Source organism: Pseudomonas sp. LA5 (genome assembly GCF_028640825.1).
GTDB classification, from domain to species: domain Bacteria; phylum Pseudomonadota; class Gammaproteobacteria; order Pseudomonadales; family Pseudomonadaceae; genus Chryseomonas; species Chryseomonas aestiva.
This window is the reverse complement of the sequence record NZ_JAQYZY010000025.1, coordinates 115,269-131,450: the sequence shown is the minus strand read 5'-3', so window position 1 is coordinate 131,450 and position 16,182 is coordinate 115,269. Positions and strand designations below refer to the sequence as shown.

The 16,182-nt window shown below is 65.3% G+C and carries 15 protein-coding genes; 13 read left to right on the top strand and 2 right to left on the bottom strand.

Translation table 11 applies throughout. The features are described 5' to 3' along the window. Positions 1-93: 93 nt before the first annotated feature. A complete protein-coding gene (locus PVZ72_RS07285) occupies positions 94-999 on the bottom strand; it encodes a LysR family transcriptional regulator (protein ID WP_273861555.1) in 906 nt (301 codons plus the stop codon). Positions 1,000-1,170: 171 nt separating this feature from the next. On the opposite strand from PVZ72_RS07285, the gene PVZ72_RS07280 reads away from it, so the two are divergent. From PVZ72_RS07280 to PVZ72_RS07230, 11 genes are all read left to right on the top strand, one after another. Continuing rightward, positions 1,171-2,691, top strand: coding sequence for an ABC transporter substrate-binding protein (locus PVZ72_RS07280; protein ID WP_133861711.1), 1,521 nt, complete (start codon positions 1,171-1,173; stop codon positions 2,689-2,691). A gap of 189 nt (positions 2,692-2,880) precedes the next feature. Further along, on the top strand, positions 2,881-3,798 hold the full coding sequence (locus PVZ72_RS07275) for an ABC transporter permease (protein ID WP_273861554.1): 918 nt from the start codon (positions 2,881-2,883) through the stop codon (positions 3,796-3,798). 8 nt (positions 3,799-3,806) lie between these two features. Further along, positions 3,807-4,709, top strand: coding sequence for an ABC transporter permease (locus PVZ72_RS07270; protein ID WP_158895531.1), 903 nt, complete (start codon positions 3,807-3,809; stop codon positions 4,707-4,709). Between the two features lie 14 nt (positions 4,710-4,723). Next, positions 4,724-5,719, top strand: coding sequence for an ABC transporter ATP-binding protein (locus tag PVZ72_RS07265; RefSeq protein WP_273861553.1), 996 nt, complete (start codon positions 4,724-4,726; stop codon positions 5,717-5,719). Continuing rightward, on the top strand, positions 5,716-6,678 hold the full coding sequence (locus PVZ72_RS07260; protein ID WP_133861707.1) for an ABC transporter ATP-binding protein: 963 nt from the start codon (positions 5,716-5,718) through the stop codon (positions 6,676-6,678). Before PVZ72_RS07265 ends, PVZ72_RS07260 begins: the two co-directional genes overlap by 4 nt. 14 nt (positions 6,679-6,692) lie before the next feature. Next, positions 6,693-8,087: a M20 family metallopeptidase gene (locus PVZ72_RS07255; RefSeq protein WP_273861552.1), complete on the top strand. Its 1,395-nt coding sequence runs from the start codon at positions 6,693-6,695 to the stop codon at positions 8,085-8,087. Continuing rightward, the gene (locus tag PVZ72_RS07250) at positions 8,087-9,241 is read left to right on the top strand and encodes a M20 family metallopeptidase (protein ID WP_273861551.1); all 1,155 of its coding nucleotides are present in this window, start codon (positions 8,087-8,089) and stop codon (positions 9,239-9,241) included. The genes PVZ72_RS07255 and PVZ72_RS07250 overlap by 1 nt, the downstream gene beginning before the upstream one ends. A 281-nt stretch (positions 9,242-9,522) precedes the next feature. Beyond that, positions 9,523-10,254 carry a GntR family transcriptional regulator gene (locus PVZ72_RS07245; RefSeq protein ID WP_133861704.1) on the top strand — a complete coding sequence of 244 codons (732 nt, stop codon included), beginning with the start codon at positions 9,523-9,525 and terminating at the stop codon, positions 10,252-10,254. Positions 10,255-10,386: 132 nt separating this feature from the next. Beyond that, complete coding sequence (locus tag PVZ72_RS07240) at positions 10,387-11,676, top strand: MFS transporter (protein ID WP_187979274.1); 1,290 nt, start codon at positions 10,387-10,389, stop codon at positions 11,674-11,676. A 28-nt stretch (positions 11,677-11,704) separates the two neighbouring features. After that, positions 11,705-12,535, top strand: a complete 831-nt coding sequence (locus PVZ72_RS07235) for an amidohydrolase family protein (RefSeq protein WP_273861550.1) — start codon at positions 11,705-11,707, stop codon at positions 12,533-12,535. An 89-nt stretch (positions 12,536-12,624) separates the two neighbouring features. After that, a complete protein-coding gene (locus tag PVZ72_RS07230; protein ID WP_208691225.1) occupies positions 12,625-14,001 on the top strand; it encodes a GntP family permease in 1,377 nt (458 codons plus the stop codon). Positions 14,002-14,103: 102 nt separating this feature from the next. Here the strand turns inward: PVZ72_RS07230 and PVZ72_RS07225 are convergent, their stop codons facing one another. After that, a complete protein-coding gene (locus tag PVZ72_RS07225) occupies positions 14,104-14,574 on the bottom strand; it encodes an Lrp/AsnC family transcriptional regulator (protein ID WP_273861549.1) in 471 nt (156 codons plus the stop codon). 159 nt (positions 14,575-14,733) lie between these two features. Between PVZ72_RS07225 and PVZ72_RS07220 the strand changes: the two genes are divergently transcribed. Continuing rightward, positions 14,734-15,747: a 1-aminocyclopropane-1-carboxylate deaminase gene (locus PVZ72_RS07220; protein WP_133861699.1), complete on the top strand. Its 1,014-nt coding sequence runs from the start codon at positions 14,734-14,736 to the stop codon at positions 15,745-15,747. Positions 15,748-15,781: 34 nt separating this feature from the next. Continuing rightward, a complete protein-coding gene (locus PVZ72_RS07215) occupies positions 15,782-16,180 on the top strand; it encodes a hypothetical protein (RefSeq protein ID WP_187979278.1) in 399 nt (132 codons plus the stop codon). Positions 16,181-16,182 lie beyond the last annotated feature (2 nt).

Sequence of the window (16,182 nt, the reverse complement as noted above, 5' to 3'; positions counted from 1 at the left end):
TGCCATGCTGATTGCTCGCCATGACGTTGAGGCTGTATCCAGCGCGCCGCCCCGTTGCAGTGCGTTCGAAGCGGCACGATGCACTGCTTTGACTCAGCGCCCCAGCGCCGCGATCAGCGCCTGGCGAAAGGCATTCACCGCCGGGGGCAATTCGCGACCCGCCATGCTCTGCAATTCGATCCGCCGCGCGGCCAGGCCTTCGTCCAGCAGGGGCAGGGCCACCAGTTGGCCTTCGCGCAGTCGACTACGCAGGCTCAGTTCGCTTGAGAGCGCCACGCCACCGCCCAAGGCGGCGAAACGATAGAGCGCCTGCATGTTGTTGCTCACCAGCACGGGCTCGAAGGAGAGTCCCTGGACGCCACAGCAGATGTCGAACAGCTGGCGCACCGTGGTATCGGGCATCGGCAGCGCCAGCGGAAAGGGCTGTAGGTCGGCCAGGGTCAGCCCGGTACGGCCGGCGAGGGGATGCTCGGGCGCCACCACCGCCTCGATGGCGCCACTCAAGGCGGCGTCGACGCTGATGTCCGGCTCTGGCCTGAGGCTGAAGGTGAGGCCCAGGTCGGCGTCACCTTCCTGGACCCGGCGCGTGACCGCCGCCGGCGCGCAGACCTCCAGGGAAAAGTGGATGCCGGCATAGCCCTGGCGAAAGGCCACGATGACCTCGGGCAGGAAGTCCAGCGAAAAGCCTTCGGTGGTGGCCAGGCGTACCTGGCCGCGGCGCAGGTCGGCGAGGCCCCGCAACTCGGCCGCGACCTGCTCGCTGGCCAGCTGCGCCTTGCGCGCATGCACGGCCAGACGCTCGCCGGCGGCGCTGGGCACGACGCCACGGGCGCGGCGTTCGAGCAGCGGCGTCTGCAGTTCGCGCTCCAGTTTGGCGATCTGGCGACTCACCGCACTGGCCGCGACATTGAGCCGCTGGGAAGCTTCGCTGATGGAGCCGCACCGCACCACCTCGAGGAAATAGCGCAGGGCGGTGGACTGAATGCCGTAGGGCTGCATAGGGCCTCCTTTGCCGAAAAGGCATGGCTCGCATCTAAATATTCTGCTTGTGGCATGGGATGGCAAGACCTAGAGTCGGGTCAAGAGACCAACAACAGGCTTCAGCAAGAACTCCTTTCCCGCGTTTCGCGGACCTGCCTTTGACCAACCACCGCCCCGGAGACAGACGGCATGGGACTCAAAGGTTTCGCTTGTGGCATCGCGTTTTCCCTCTTCCTGGCCCAGGGCCAGGCCTTCGCCGGCAAAGCCAACGACACCCTGGTCTACGCCTCCGACACCGAGCCCGAAAACGTCAGCCCCTATCACAACGATGCCCGTGAAGGCGTCATCCTCGCCCACCTGGCCTGGGATACCCTGATCTACCGCGATCCCCAGACCGGTGAATACCGGCCGATGCTGGCCACCGGCTGGCAGCAGGTCGATCCGCTGACCCTCGACTTCGATCTGCGCCAGGGCGTGACCTTCCACAACGGCGATCCCTTCACCGCCGACGACGTGGTCTTCACCTTCAACTACGTGGCCTCGCCCGAAGGCAAGGTGGTCACCCAGCAGAACGTCAACTGGATCAAGAGCGCCGAGAAGCTGGGCGAATACAAGGTTCGCCTGCACCTCAAGCAGCCGTTTCCCGCCGCGCTGGAATACCTGGCCAATCCCTTGCCCATCTATCCCGGCAAGTACTTCCAGAAGGTCGGTCTGGCGGGCTTCGCGCAAAAGCCGGTGGGTACCGGGCCCTATCGCATCGTCGCGGTCACCAGCGGCCAGGGGGTCACGCTGGAGCGCAATCCGGACTATTTCAAGGACAGTCCCCAGGGTCAGCCACGCATCGGCCACATCCAGTTCCGCGTCATCCCCGACGCCGAGACCCGGCTCGCCGAGCTCATGACCGGCGGCATCGACTGGGCCTGGCGCGTGGCGCCGGACCAGGCCGAGCAACTCAAGGCCGCGCCCAACCTCACCGTGGAGAGCGGCGCCAGCATGAGGATCGGCTTCCTCAGCATGGACGCCCAGGGCGCCTCCAGCCCGGATTCACCCTTTGCCAAGGCCGAGGTGCGCCAGGCAGTCAACTACGCCATCAATCGCCAGGCCATCGCCAGCCAGCTCATGGGGGGCGGCAGCCAGCCGCTGCAGGTGGCCTGCTATCCGGAGCAATTCGGCTGCGACGCCAAAGCCGTACCGGGTTACGCCTACGACCCGGCCAAGGCCAAGGCGCTGCTCAAGGCCGCCGGCTATCCCAACGGCTTCAGCACCGAGATCTTCGCCTACCGCGATCGTGACGTGGTCGAGGCGCTGATCGGGGACCTGCGTGCGGTGGGCATCGACGCCAAGCTGCGCTATCTGAAATACGCTGCCCTGCGCGACCAGCAGCGCGCCGGCAAGGTGCCCATGGCCTTTCTCGCCTGGGGCTCGTTCTCCATCGCCGACGCCTCGGCGGCCACGGGCGTGTATTTCAAGGGCAATGCCGACGACGTGGCTAAGGATCCCCAGGTGATCGACTGGCTCAAGGTGGCCGACACCGCCATGGATCCGGCGGTGCGCAAGGACAACTACCGCAAGGCGCTGCAGCGGATCGCCGCGCAGGCCTACTGGGCGCCGGTGTTCAACTATTCCATCAACTACGCCTTCACCTCGGACCTGGCCTTCCAGCCCTATCCGGACGAATTGCCGCGCTTCGCCCTGGCCCACTGGAACTGATCCGTCCCGGCGCCCCGCACGGGGGCGTCTTCAGAACCTGTTCAAGCTCGCGAGCTAGAGCCAAACAAGGCGAAAAGGCCTGAGGAAGCGGAGTTTACGAATGGTAAATGAGCATTCCGAAGGCCTTTTCAACGCCGTTTGGCCGACGCGCAGCAGCGCTTGAACAGGTTCTCAGCCGAGGAGCCGAACATGTCCGCCTATCTCCTGCGCCGCCTGGGTATCGCCCTGGCCGTGGCCTTTACCGTTTCCCTCATCAGTTTCTTCCTGCTGCACCTGTCCGGCGACCTGGCCACCGCCATCGCCGGACCCGAGGCCACCGCCGAGCAGATCGAGGTGGTGCGTCATCAACACGGCCTCGATAAACCCCTGGCGACGCAGTACGTCGAGTGGATCGGGCAGTTGCTGCGCCTGGACCTGGGGCAGTCGTTCTTCTTCCAGGAATCGGTGCGGGATCTCATCGCCAGCCGCCTGCCCATCACCCTGACCCTGGGCACCATCGCGCTGCTGGTGGCGCTGCTCATCGCCATCCCGCTCGGGGTGCTGGCCGCGGTCCGGCGCGACACCTGGATCGACCGCCTGGCGCTGACCCTGGCGACCTTCGGCCAGGCGATGCCCAGCTTCTGGTTCGCCCTGGTGCTGATCGTCGTCTTCGCCGTGACCCTTAAATGGCTGCCGGTGTCCGGCAATACCAGCTGGCAGCACTTCATCCTGCCGGCGATCGCCCTGGGCTACTACGCCACTCCCTCGCTGATGCGTTTGACCCGGGCCGGGATGCTCGATGTACTGGGCGCCGACTACATCCGCACCGCCCGGGCCAAGGGCCTGAGTCCGGCCCGGGTACTGTTCAAGCACGCCCTGCGCAATGCGCTGATCCCGGTGGTGGCCCTGGCCGCGGTGGAGTTCGGCTTCATGCTGGGCGGCTCGGTGGTGATCGAGGCGGTGTTCTCGCTGCAGGGCATCGGCCAGCTGGCCTGGGACGCCATCGCCCGCAACGACTTCCCGGTGGTGCAGGCCATCGTCCTCTTGATCGCGTTGATCTATATCGTGCTGACGCTGGTGGCCGATCTGCTCAACGCCTTGCTCGACCCGCGCATTCGCGTGCGCTAGGAGGCTCCATGACCGTCGCCAATCCCTTCGTGCTCGACGACTATCTGCCCCCGCGCCCGACGCTGGGCCGCCAGCTGCGCCGCTGGTTCGGCCACCGCGGCTTCGCCCTGGGCGCCGTGCTGCTCGTCGTCATCGTCTTCGCCGCCCTGGCCGCGCCCTGGCTGGCGCCCCACGACCCCTATGCCCAGGACGTGATGCAGCGGATGAAACCACCGGTATGGATGGCCAAGGGCACCTGGGCCCATCCGCTGGGCACAGACAAGCTCGGCCGCGACTATCTCTCCCGGCTGCTCTATGGCGCGCGCATCTCACTGTTCATCGGTCTCGCCGCGGCGCTCATCTCCGGCGCCATCGGCACCTTGCTCGGGGTACTCGCCGGCTACTACGGCGGCAAGGTCGACGCCCTGGTGAGCTACCTGGTGACCACCCGCCTGGCCTTGCCGGTAGTGATGGTGGCCCTGGCCGCCGCCTCCCTGGTGGGTGGCTCGCTGCAGGTGGTGGTGATCCTGCTCGGCTGTCTGCTGTGGGATCGCTTCGCCGTGGTGGTGCGCGCCGCCGTGCAGCAGATTCGCGACGCCGAATACGTCGCCGCTGCCCAGGCGCTGGGCTGTTCGCCCTGGCGGGTCATCGTCGGCGAGATCCTGCCCAATGTGCTGGGGGCGCTGATCGTGGTGATCACCCTGGAGATGGCCCACGCCATCCTGCTCGAGGCGACTCTATCCTTTCTCGGCGTGGGCGTGCAGCCGCCGTTGCCGTCCTGGGGCCTGATGATCGCCGAAGGCAAGCCCTACATGTTCTTTTCGCCCTGGGTGATCGCCATTCCCGGCATCGCCCTGATGCTGCTGGTGCTGGCCATCAACCTGGTGGGTGACGGTATCCGGGATCTGGCCGCGCCCAGCGGGCGCAACTAAGCGGAGGACTGACCATGGCACTGCTCGACGTAAGAGACCTGCGGATCGATATCCCCCTGGGGGATGACACCCTGCACGCCGTGCGCGGCCTGGACCTGCAGGTGGAGCGGGGCGAAATGCTCTGCCTGGTGGGCGAGTCCGGCTGCGGCAAGTCGCTCACCTCCCTGGCGCTGATGGATCTGCTGCCGCGCCAGGCCCGGCGCCAGGCGGCGCGCCTGACGCTGGGCGAGCACGACCTCCTGACCCTGGGCGAAAAGGGCATGCGCGACCTGCGCGGCAATCGCCTGGCGATGATCTTCCAGGAACCCATGACCGCCCTCAATCCGGCCTACAGCATCGGCGACCAGCTCGCCGAGGTGCTGCGGCGCCACCGCAGGCTGGATCGCAAGGCCGCCTGGGCAGGCGCGGAGGCCATGCTGGAAAAGGTCGGCATCAGCAACGCCGGCGAGCGCCTGCGCCAGTATCCGCACCAGCTCAGTGGCGGATTGCGCCAGCGGGTGGTGATCGCCATGGCGCTGCTCTGCGAACCGGACCTCATCATCGCCGACGAACCCACCACGGCGCTGGACGTCACCATCCAGGCGCAGATCCTGCACCTGTTGCGCGATCTGCAGCGGGAATTCGGCACGGCCATCGTGTTCATCACCCATGACCTGGGGCTGGTGGCGCGCATCGCCGACCGGGTAGCGGTCATGTATGCCGGCCAGATCGTCGAGCAGGCACCGGCCGCCGAGCTGTTCGCCGCCCCCCGACACCCCTATACCCGTGGGCTGCTGGCGAGCATCCCGGTACCGGGCCGGACCCGTCCCGGGCAGCCGCTGGGCGCCATTCCCGGCCTGGTCCCCAGCCTGGTCGGCGAGCAGCACGGCTGTGCCTTTCGCAACAGATGCCCGCAGGCGGTGGCGGTCTGCGCCGACAGCGTGCCCTTGTTGGAAAAGGGCGCGCACCTGGCGCGTTGCCATTTCGCCCTGCCCAGCGAACCCCTGCGCCGGGTCGGAGGTGTGCGATGAGCCGCGAGATCGCTCTGGAACTGTGCGACATCCGCCGCGAATTCACCCTGGGTCGCGGCCTGTTCCGCCCGCCGGCCACCCTCAAGGCGGTGGATGGCATTTCGTTGCGGCTCCATCGCGGCGAGACCCTGGGTCTGGTGGGGGAATCGGGGTGCGGCAAGAGCACCCTGGCCAAGCTGCTGCTGGGGCTGCTGGCACCCACCAGCGGCGACATCCTGGTAGGCGGCGAGCACCTGCGCGGGGTGGATCGCAAGCGAATGGCCCGGCATATCCAGCCGATCTTCCAGGACCCTTATTCGTCGCTCAATCCGCGCAAGACGGTGCGCGAGATCGTGGCATTGCCGCTCAAGGTGCATGGCCTGGGCTCGACGGCCGAGCAGCAACAGCGGGTCGCCGAGATGCTCGACGTGGTGGGTTTGCCACGGCGCGCCGCCGACAGCCATCCCGGCCAGCTCAGTGGTGGTCAGCGCCAGCGAGTGGCCATTGCCCGCGCCCTGGTGATGCGCCCGGACGTGCTGATCTGCGACGAACCCACCTCGGCACTGGACGTCTCGGTGCAGGCGCAGATCCTCAACCTGCTGCTGGAACTCAAGCGTGAATTCGGTCTGACCTATCTGCTCATCAGCCACAACCTGGCGGTGGTGGAGCACCTGGCCGACCGGGTGGCGGTGATGTACCTCGGCAAGATCGTCGAGGAGCGCGAGCGAGCGGCGCTGTTCGCCCAGCCGGCGCATCCCTATACCCGGGCGCTGCTGGATGCGGTGCTCACCCCTGATCCCAGCCTGGGCCTGCCGGCGCTGGGCCTGGGCGGCAGCTTTCCCAATCCCATCTCGCCGCCCAGCGGCTGCGCCTTCCATCCCCGCTGCCCGCGCTGCTTCGGCCCCTGCGCCGAGCGCTATCCGGAACGCGAACCCATCCCCGGCGGCAGCAAGCGCTGCCATCTGCCCGAACCTGCCTGACCCCGGAGTCCGCCATGACCAGCCGTACCCATGCCCTTGAGCTTGCCGCCGCGCACTTCGACAGCGGCGCCTTTCGTACGCAGCTCGCCACCGCGGTGGCCCATCCTACCGAAAGCCAGGCGCCCGAGCGCCAGGCGGAGCTGCAGCGCTACCTGGATGAATTCATCGCCCCCTATGTGGCCAGTCTCGGCTTCACCAGCCGGCAGCTGGACAATCCGGTCGCCGGCAAGGGGCCCTTGCTGATCGCCGAGCGAATCGAGGACTTGGCGTTGCCGACCCTGCTCAGCTATGGCCACGGTGACGTGGTGCGCGGTGATGCCAGCCGCTGGCGCGAAGGCCTCGCGCCCTGGACCCTGGTGGAGCAGGGCGAGCGCTGGTACGGCCGCGGCACCGCCGACAACAAGGGCCAGCACCTGCTCAACCTGGCGGCGCTGGAACAGGTGATCGCCGCCCGCGGCGGACGCCTGGGCTACAACGTCAAGCTGCTGCTGGAGATGGGCGAGGAGATCGGCTCGGTCGGCCTGCGCGCCTTCTGCCAGGAGCAGCGCCAGGCCCTGGCCGCCGATCTGTTCATCGCCTCCGACGGTCCGCGAGTCTCGGCATCCCGGCCGACGCTGTTCCTGGGTGCCCGCGGCACCTTCAATTTCGATCTGCACCTGGAGCTGCGCGAAGGCGGCCATCACTCCGGCAACTGGGGCGGGCTGCTGGCCAATCCCGGGATCATCCTCGCCCATGCGCTGGCCAGCCTGGTGGATGCCCGGGGCCAGATCCAGGTCGCGGGGCTCAAGCCCACCGAGCTGCCCGCACCGGTGCGCAGGGCGCTGGCCGACATCGAGGTGGGCGGCGCGCCGGGCGATCCGGCCATCGATCCCCACTGGGGCGAGCCCGGGCTGACCCCGGCGGAACGTGTCTACGGCTGGAACACCTTCGAACTGCTGGCCTTCACCACCGGCAATCCCGAGGCACCGGTGAATGCCATTCCCGGCAGCGCCCGCGCCCACTGCCAGATCCGCTTCGTCGCCGGCTGCGATTGCACGACCTTCATCCCGCTGATCGAGGCGCACCTGGCCGAACGGGGTTTCGCCGCGGTGCGCGTTTCCCGTGCCAAGGACGAGATCCTCCACGCCTCGCGGCTGGACCCGGAGAATCCCTGGGTGGATTGGGCGCTGACCTCCCTGACCCGCACCCTGGGCGAAAAGCCCGCCTTGCTGCCCAATTTCGGCGGTGGCTTGCCCAATGACATCTTTGCCGACATCCTCGAACTGCCCACCCTCTGGGTGCCCCATTCCTATCCCGCCTGCTCCCAGCACGCGCCCAACGAGCATCTCCTGGCCCCGGTCGCGCGGCAGGGGCTGCAACTCATGGCCGGGTTGTTCTGGGACCTGGGCGATCGCTGGAGCCGCAGCTGATGCCCCTTGCCAAGACCACTGCCCTGGAGTGGCTCGCCACCCAGCGCGAGCCGATGACCCTTCTCCTGCAACGCCTGGTCGATACCGATTCCAACAGCTACGACAAGGCCGGCGTCGATGCCGTCGGTGCAGTGCTCACCGCCGCCCTGGCCGAAGACGGCATCGAGGTTGCCCGGACGCCGATCGCCGACTTCGGTGACGTCCTCGCCGCCCAGGTGGGGCCCGCCACCGGCGCTGCGGTGTTGCTGCTGGGCCACCGCGACACCGTCTTTCCGCCGGGCACCGTGGCCAGCCGCGGCTTCACCCGCGATGCCAGCCAGGCCTATGGCCCCGGCGTCGCGGACATGAAGGGTGGACTGGTGGCGAGCTGCTTCGCGCTGCGCGCGCTCAAGCGCGCCGGCGAGCTGCCGTTTCCGGTACGGGTGCTCTACACCGGCGACGAAGAGATCGGCTCCGGCACGGCTCGCCCGCACCTGGAAGCGGCGGCCCGCGGCGCCCGGGCCGTGCTCAACTGCGAGCCCGGGCGCGTCAGTGGCAACGTGGTCAAGGCGCGCAAGGGCGGCGCCACCCTGGCTATCAGCGTGAGCGGTCGTGCCGCCCATGCCGGCGTCAGCCACGCCGAGGGCGCCAGTGCCATCCAGGCCCTGGCGCTCAAGGTGGCCAAGCTGCACGCCCTGACCGACTACGAGCGCGGCATCACCACCAACGTCGGCCTCATCGAGGGCGGCACCTCCAGCAATACCGTGGCGCCCAGCGCCACCGCGCGCCTGGATGTGCGCTTCGTCGCCTTGGCCGACTGGCCCGCGCTGCAGGCGCGCATCGAGGCCATCATCGCCGAGGTGGAGGTGCCGGGGACAGCCGCCCGTGTCGAACCCACCTGCCTGTTCCTGCCGATGGAGGCGCACCTGAGCCACGACCTGCTGGCGCTCTACCAGCGCGAGGCCGAGGACCTCGGCTTCAGCGTCGAGGGCGAATTCACCGGCGGTTGCGCCGACTCCGGGTTCACCGCCAGCCTGGGCGTGCCCACCCTCTGTGGCCTGGGCCCCGTGGGCGGCAAGGTACACACCGACGCCGAATTCCTGGTGCTCGATACCCTGGTTCCACGCACCCAGGCGCTGGTGGCGACCATCCTGGCCCTGGCCGTAAAGGCCTGACCCTCACGCCGGTTTCCGAAACAGGTGCGACTCCTGGTCGGGGAGGGCCACAATTGGCGGCTTTAGATCCTCGAGCTATCGATTCATAGCTGCCCTTGGTTCGGGGCAGCAATCGGCCAGGATCTGATATTGCTGGCGAAGACCTGCCTGTCGATGACAAGGGCGGTAGGGCAGCCATTCGTCAGCGAGACAAAAGGCCCTTCCTTGACAGCGAAGTTGTCTGGGCAAATACTCGCTGCAAGATTCATATAGATGACTAGATAACAAGGTGAATAAAGTCGATGAATTCTTTATCCAGTGATGCCCGACTGCCGCTGTACCAACGCCTGCGTGACCAATTGGCTGAGCAGATCGCCAATAATCGCTGGCGTCCGGGGGAGGCGATCCCTACCGAAGCGGCGCTTTCTGCGGAATATCAGCTGTCCACCGGCACGGTGCGCAAGGCGATTGATGCCTTGGTCAGTGAGGGCATTCTGGAACGTCAGCAAGGGCGCGGGACGTTCATTCGACGGGCGCAGTTTCAATCCTCCTTGTTCCGTTTCTTCCGATTCCAGACTGTTTCCGGAGAGCGCCAGGTCCCGGAGAGTCGCATCCTCTCGATCGAGCCCGTTGCCGCACCTTCGGCCGTAGCGCAAGCGCTAGGGTTGCCTGCCGATGCGTTGGTCATTCGTATTGTCCGCGTGCGTCTGCTCGATGTTAAGCCGGTGCTCGCCGAAGAAATCTGGCTGCCCCGCCAGCGGTTCCAGGCGCTGCTGGAGATCGACCTCAGTCGCGAAGGGCCGCTGCTGTATCCGATCTACGAAGAGGTGTGCGGACAGGTTGTTGCCTCGGCCGAAGAGACGCTGACCGCCGAATCGGTGAATGACGTGCATGCCCGCCTGCTCCAGGTACCGGTCAACAGTCCGGTGATCGTGATCGAGCGGTTGGCCCGTGATTACGCGGGTAGCCCGCTGGAGTGGCGTCGCTCGCGCGGCCACGCGGAGCATTTCCGCTACAGCGTGGATATTCGCTGACGCCTGTCTGCGTAGCGAAGCGTTCTGCGGCGGCCAGATCGCCGGCCGATTGCTGTTTGGTTGCCAACGTCGACCCTGTCGCGGCGGGTTGGCCGTCGGCTGTCTTGCGTAACACCTATAAGGATAAGACTCATGTTCAGCTGGTATCGCCACATCACTCCTCGTGAGCGCAAGACATTTTGGGCCTGCTTCGGCGGATGGTCGCTCGACGCCTTGGAAGTACAGATGTTCGGTCTGGCGATTCCGGCGCTGATCGCCGCATTCGCGCTGACCAAGGGCGATGCCGGATTGATCAGCGGCGTTACCCTCGTCACCTCGGCACTCGGCGGCTGGGTGGGTGGGACGTTGTCTGACCGCTACGGCCGCGTGCGCACCTTGCAGTTGATGATTCTGTGGTTCTCGTTCTTCACCTTTCTCTCGGCTTTCGTCACGGGCTTCAATCAGCTGTTGGTGGTCAAGGCGCTGCAGGGTTTCGGGCTTGGCGGGGAGTGGGCGGCCGGCGCGGTGCTCATGGCCGAGACGATTAATCCGCGCTATCGCGGCAAGGTCATGGGCACTGTACAAAGTGCCTGGGCGGTGGGTTGGGGCCTGGCGGTCGGGGTGTTCACGCTGATCTATACCTCTGTGCCGCAGGACATGGCCTGGCGTGTGATGTTCCTTGTAGGGTTGCTGCCGTCGTTCCTGATCTTCTGGGTGCGTCGTAACGTCGAGGAGCCGGACAGCTTCCGGCGTCTGCAAGAAGGCAACGCCATTCCGCAGAGTTTCTTCACGTCGCTCGCGGGCATTTTTCGCCCGGAACTGCTTCGCGTGACGCTGTTTGGCGGGCTGCTGGGACTGGGCGCGCACGGTGGCTATCACGCGGTAATGACCTGGTTACCCACTTTCCTCAAGACCGAGCGCAATCTGTCCGTGCTGAACTCGGGCGGCTATCTGGCGGTGATCATCCTCGCCTTCTGGTGTGGTTGTGTGGCCAGCGGTTATTTGATCGATCGCATTGGCCGTCGAAAAAACATCGTGCTCTTTGCCTTGTGCTGCGTGGTCACGGTGCAGTGCTACGTGTTTTTGCCGCTGACCAATACGCAGATGCTGTTCCTGGGGTTCCCGCTAGGGTTCTTCGCCGCCGGTATTCCGGCCAGTCTGGGAGCGTTCTTCAACGAACTTTACCCGGCCGATGTACGCGGCGCCGGTGTTGGCTTTTGCTACAACTTTGGCCGGGTGCTGTCCGCTGTATTTCCATTCCTGGTCGGGCACATGAGTGATGCCATGTCCCTGGGTTCGGCGATCGGTATCGATGCCGGAATCGCCTACGGCGTGGGGGTGCTTGCCGCACTTTGCCTGCCTGAAACCCGGGGCAGGGACCTTGAAGCCAATGCCACCGCCGTTCCGGCCACTATCAACGGCAATCAGCGCGCTCGGGCGTGATGGTCCCAACCTTCAGTAGATAAAACCCATGTCAGCTCCCCGCTCCAAGTCGATCACCGGCATTGACGCCCATGCCCATGTGTTCAGCCGTGATCTGCAGCTGATCGGTGCACGCCGCTACAGTCCCGAGTACGACGCCACGCTCGACCAGTACCTTGAGCATTTGCAAACCCAAGGTCTGAGTCACGGTGTCCTGGTGCAACCAAGTTTCCTTGGCACTGACAACAGCTACCTGTTGGCGGCGTTGAAGCAAGCACCTCAGCAGTTGCGTGGTGTGGTCGTGCTGGAGCCAGACATCAGTCGTTCTACCTTGAACGACATGGCGCAACTGGGCGTGGTCGGCGTGCGCCTGAACCTGATCGGCAAAGCGTTACCTGATTTTCGTGACAGTGCCTGGCAAGGGTTTTTCAGCGATATCGCCGATCTTGACTGGCATGTCGAATTGCACCGGGAAGTCAGGGATCTGCCGGGCTTGATCCGGCAATTGACGCCGTTCGGGGTGAAATTGGTGATCGATCACCTGGGGCGGCCGGACGCGAATGCGGGTCTCGATCAGCCCGGGTTTGGCGAGTTGCTTGAGGCCGGATCGAAAGGCTCGATCTGGATCAAGGTATCGGGAATCTATCGTCTGGGAGGTACGCCACGACAGAACATTGATTTCGCTCGAAGGGCATTACCGTTGCTGGAAAAAAGCGTTGGCCTGCATCAGTTGGTATGGGGCAGCGACTGGCCGCACACGCAACATGAGCAAAGCGTTGACTTCGCCACCGTCGTCGACCAGTTGCAAGCCCTGGAGCTCTCCGCGCAAGCCAGCGCCGCGCTGCTGGTGAACGCGCCTCGCAGGTTATTTGGTTTCTAGGAAGACGAACGCTGCAACCTGGCCGTTGCAGAGGCCATTCATTTCACCCTCCTACAAGAGTTTGGCACCAGCCCAACCGAGAACCTTTCATGACTCCCTTAGATATAAATCTGTTACTGACTGCATTGATCAGCGTCGTGGTGCTGGTAGTGCTGATCGTCTCGCGCCTCAAAATGCACCCGCTGCTGGCGTTGCTGGTGGTTTCCGTCGGCGTAGGCTTTGCAACCGGTATGGAGCCAGATCGCATCGTCTCCCAGCTGGTCACCGGCGCCGGCAAGACACTGGGGGCTGTGGGGGTGGTCATCGCGCTGGGGGCGATGCTCGGCAAAATACTTGCGGACGCCGGCGTCACCGAGCAGATTGCCGCGGTCATCCTCAGGCGCACATCGGATCGGATGATTCCGTGGGCGATGATGATGGTCGCGTTCGTGATTGGCATTCCGATGTTTTTCGAGGTCGGCCTGGTGATCATGCTGCCGCTGATCTTCAGCGTGGCGCGCAAGCTGGAAAGTCAGGCGCGCTTCAAGGGTTCAGCCTATGTCTATGTGGGCGTTCCGGTGATTGCCGCACTGGCTGCCATGCACGGTATGGTCCCGCCGCACCCAGGCCCGTTGACGGCCATCGCCGCGCTGAAAACCTCGGTCGGACCGACCATGCTCTATGGTTTCCTGGCGGCTATCCCGGCCATGATCCTGGGCGGCCCACTGTATGGCGCTTTCATTTCCCCGCGCATGAGCACTCGGCCCGATCAGGTGTTGCTGGATCAGTTCACCCTGGCTGAAAAAGCCGACGATAAACCAGGCCCCAGCGTATACCTTGGCGTGCTGGCAGCCTTGCTGCCGGCGATCCTGATGCTGATCCATGCCGTCGCCGAGATGGTATTGGCCAAGGACAATGCGCTGCTGAAAATGGCCGGTTTCCTCGGCAATCCGCTGATAGCGATGCTGCTGGGTGTGCTGTTCGCCGGGGCAAGTCTGGTACTCGCGCGTGGCGGCGATGCGGAGCAATTGCGCGAATCGCTGGGCAAGAGCCTCAAGCCAATCGCCTCGATCATCATGATCATCGCTGGCGGCGGTGCCTTTCAGCAGCTGCTGACCAGCGCCAAGGTGGGCGATGCGATTGTCCACCTGACTCAGCAGTCGGCGTTCCCTCCGCTGGTCCTCGGCTGGTTGATCGCCATGTTGCTTTCGGTCTCTACCGGTTCCGCCACGGTAGGTATCGTAGGGGCTGCCGGCTTGCTGGCGCCGCTCGCCGGTGCCGATCCCAGCCTCAACCTGCCGCTGCTGGCCTTGTCCATTGGCTGCGGCTCGCTGTTCTTCAACTACGCCAACCATGCAGGTTTCTGGATGGTGAAGGAATCCTTCGGCATGACGATGGGCGAAGCCACCAAGACCATTTCGGTGGTGCAATCGATCGTCGCCGTGGTCGGTTTGATCGTGGTGTTGCTGTTGAACGTGGTCGTGTAATGACCTGAGGCGGCGTCGAATCAGGACGCCGTCCTCTGTGAAATCCCTTATCTGAACGGGCGCCGCTCGGCACCCGTCCTTCCCTGGGCGCCACCCGCCTGTTCAGATAGGCAACAGCCCCTCGGTCTTGACTTCGTTCAGCACGAAAAAGGTGCGCACCTGGCGCACGCCGGGCAGGGCGATCAGCCGTTCGCTGTGCAGGCGATTGAAGGCGGCGATGTCCTTGACCCTGAGCTTGATGAAGTAGTCGACGTCACCGGCCACCAGGTAACACTCCAGCACCGGGGGCAGGGCGCGGGCCGCCGCTTCGAAGGCCTGAAAGGAATCCGGGGTCGATCTGTCCAGCACCACGCCCACCAGTACCGCGGTTTCCCGTTGCACCGCCTTGGGGTCCACATGGGCCCTGACGCTGGTGATGACGCCGCTCTCGAACAGCCTGCGCGTGTGGTTCCAGCAGGCGCTCGGGCTCAGGGCAACCTGGCGGGCCAGCTCGGCATTGCTCAGCCGGCCGTCCTGCTGCAGGGCGCGCAGGATCTTGCGTTCTACCGGGGTCAGTTCCGCAGCTTCGCTCATCGAAAGATTCTCCTTATAAAGCGGTTGTTGGAGGAACATCCATGCGGATTCTGGGAATCGTTCAAAAGGAAAGCAGATTTCGTACCGCTCATTCGAAAGCACCTTTTTCAGGGTTTTCCCTAGCATTGAAGGCGTTCTCTCACCACTGGAGTCGCTGCTATGTCCCTGGATCTCGAAAAGCGTTTTCCCCGCGTCAAGCTCGGTTACTTCCCATCGCCCCTGCACAAGCTGGAGCGCATGTCGAAGGACCTCGGTATCGAACTCTGGGCCAAGCGTGACGACGTGTCCTCCGGTCTCGCCTATGGCGGCAACAAGGTGCGCAAGCTGGAATGGCTGGCCGCCGATGCCCTGGCGCAGGGCTGCGACACCCTGGTCTCCATCGGCAACATCCAGTCCAACCACACCCGCCAGGTCGCTGCCGTCGCCGCGGTGCTGGGCATGAAGTGCCGGCTGGTCCAGGAGGAGTGGACCAAGTGGGAAGACCCGGTCTACGACAAGGTCGGCAACATCCTGCTGTCCCGCCTGATGGGCGCCCAGACGCTGCTGGAAGGCGAGGGCTATTCCACCGCGGTGAAGGCCACTTGGGAGCGTGCCCTGGATGAGGTGCGGCGTGAGGGCGGCAAGCCCTACGCCATTCCCGCCGGCGCCTCGGACCATCCGCTGGGTGGCCTCGGCTATGCTCATTTCGCCGATGAACTGGCCGGCCAGGAGCGCGAGCAGGGCCTCTTCTTCGATACCGTGGTGACGGCCACCTGTACCGGTTCTACCCAGGGCGGCATGGTGGTGGGCTTTCGCGCCCAGGAGCGCGAGCGGCGCCTGATCGGCATCGACACGGCGGCGGACGCCGAGATGACCCGCGCCGCGGTGACCAAGATCGCGCGCAACACCGCCGAGATGATCGGCCTGAAGCAGGAGATCCGCGACGAGGATGTCATCATCGAGCCCCGCTTCTGCGGACCGGACTACGGCCTGCCGGATGGTCCCACCGTCGAGGCCATCCGCTACACCGCGCAGATGGAGGGGATGCTCACCGACCCGGTCTACGAGGGAAAATCCATGGCCGGGCTGATCGCCATGGCGCGCAGTGGCGAGATCGCCAAGGGCAGTCGGGTACTCTATGTTCACCTCGGGGGTGCCCCGGCGCTCAACGCCTACCACAACGCCTTCGCCTGAACCCAGGCCACGACCGATCACCAGGAGGTCCCGCATGACGAGCCAATGCTGGACAGCGGTAGACGACCTCCGACCGGCCGTGGCGCTGGTCATCCTGCATGGCGATCTCGACCCCGCGGTGACGGCGGAATTGCGCAGCGGCTTGCCCGGCTGCAGCGACCTCCCGGTGCTGCAGCTGGAGGACGTCGGCGGGCTGCACGAGGAGTGGCTCACCCAGGGTCCGCAGAGCCGGATCGTACGGCTGTTGTCCCGGCTGGGCGGTGACTGCCTGCTGCTGGCGGTCGAGCCGGCGGGCTCGAACGAGCTGGAATGGCTGGGATCGGTCGCCGGTCAACGGCTGCAACAGTTCACGAGTGGCACATCCACGCGGGAGCTGATTGCCCGCCTGCAGCAGCTCAGACGCGAACGCCTGCTGGCGGTGTTGCCGCTTTGAGC

Bases quoted from the DNA above. Each gene is read 5' to 3' on its own strand.
- PVZ72_RS07245 (WP_133861704.1), top strand. From the start codon at position 9,523: ATGAATTCTTTATCCAGTGATGCCCGACTGCCGCTGTACCAACGCCTG.
- PVZ72_RS07220 (WP_133861699.1), top strand. From the start codon at position 14,734: ATGTCCCTGGATCTCGAAAAGCGTTTTCCCCGCGTCAAGCTCGGTTAC.
- PVZ72_RS07265 (WP_273861553.1), top strand. From the start codon at position 4,724: ATGGCACTGCTCGACGTAAGAGACCTGCGGATCGATATCCCCCTGGGG.
- PVZ72_RS07230 (WP_208691225.1), top strand. From the start codon at position 12,625: ATGACTCCCTTAGATATAAATCTGTTACTGACTGCATTGATCAGCGTC.
- PVZ72_RS07235 (WP_273861550.1), top strand. From the start codon at position 11,705: ATGTCAGCTCCCCGCTCCAAGTCGATCACCGGCATTGACGCCCATGCC.
- PVZ72_RS07215 (WP_187979278.1), top strand. From the start codon at position 15,782: ATGACGAGCCAATGCTGGACAGCGGTAGACGACCTCCGACCGGCCGTG.
- PVZ72_RS07260 (WP_133861707.1), top strand. From the start codon at position 5,716: ATGAGCCGCGAGATCGCTCTGGAACTGTGCGACATCCGCCGCGAATTC.
- PVZ72_RS07275 (WP_273861554.1), top strand. From the start codon at position 2,881: ATGTCCGCCTATCTCCTGCGCCGCCTGGGTATCGCCCTGGCCGTGGCC.
- PVZ72_RS07240 (WP_187979274.1), top strand. From the start codon at position 10,387: ATGTTCAGCTGGTATCGCCACATCACTCCTCGTGAGCGCAAGACATTT.
- PVZ72_RS07225 (WP_273861549.1), bottom strand. From the start codon at position 14,574: ATGAGCGAAGCTGCGGAACTGACCCCGGTAGAACGCAAGATCCTGCGC.
- PVZ72_RS07255 (WP_273861552.1), top strand. From the start codon at position 6,693: ATGACCAGCCGTACCCATGCCCTTGAGCTTGCCGCCGCGCACTTCGAC.
- PVZ72_RS07250 (WP_273861551.1), top strand. From the start codon at position 8,087: ATGCCCCTTGCCAAGACCACTGCCCTGGAGTGGCTCGCCACCCAGCGC.
- PVZ72_RS07270 (WP_158895531.1), top strand. From the start codon at position 3,807: ATGACCGTCGCCAATCCCTTCGTGCTCGACGACTATCTGCCCCCGCGC.
- PVZ72_RS07280 (WP_133861711.1), top strand. From the start codon at position 1,171: ATGGGACTCAAAGGTTTCGCTTGTGGCATCGCGTTTTCCCTCTTCCTG.
- PVZ72_RS07285 (WP_273861555.1), bottom strand. From the start codon at position 999: ATGCAGCCCTACGGCATTCAGTCCACCGCCCTGCGCTATTTCCTCGAG.